1 protein-coding gene is annotated in these 588 nt (G+C 47.1%); it reads right to left on the bottom strand.

What is annotated here, in order from left to right:
• Positions 1 to 458: hypothetical protein (locus QN379_RS23495; protein ID WP_323507775.1), on the bottom strand; the 458-nt coding region annotated here is incomplete at its 3' end.
• Positions 459 to 588 lie beyond the last annotated feature (130 nt).

Below are 588 nucleotides of genomic sequence, written 5' to 3'. Positions count from 1 at the left end.
AGTTCCGTTCCGTTATCGATCACGCCGTTGCCGTTGCGATCCATGACGAGCAAGCCATCGTCAGCGCCGACCCAGCCTGTCGCGGTTTTAATACCGTCGTTGTTGTTGTCGAAGTAAATGTTGTTTTTGTTTTTGTTACCGACGGTTTCGATGCCGTCGCCGTCGAGGTCGAGGACTAAGGGATCGTAGCGGTAGGTGCGGGAGTGGTTGAAGAAGTCACGGGCAGCTTCGTCTGGGTGAAGGAAATCATAAAATCGCCCTCCAAAATTATATTTTTTTGAAGTATTTTTAGCATCATCAAATGCTTGATTCCAAAATTTGGCGTATGCCTCTCCAGCCAAATAACCGAACTCAGGGGCCCATACCCCAGTATATGGGATCATGCCAACTGTTGTTAACCCACCGACTATCGCACCTCCAACAATACCAAAAAAATCTCTAAATATCGCCTCGGCCACTTTCTCCCCACCATCTTTTTGGAAAAGATCATTGAATGAGCTACTTATGTCATGGCGGTTTCAAATACCAAGCGCAACACTGGGTTAATTAACAGTGTCAGTCGGATGTTGTAGCAACGCGATGTGCTGA

The organism is Glaciimonas sp. Gout2 (genome assembly GCF_035018905.1).
Taxonomy (GTDB): domain Bacteria; phylum Pseudomonadota; class Gammaproteobacteria; order Burkholderiales; family Burkholderiaceae_D; genus Glaciimonas.
The sequence above is the reverse complement of the archived record's forward strand: the minus strand, read 5'-3'. Positions and strand labels throughout refer to the sequence as shown.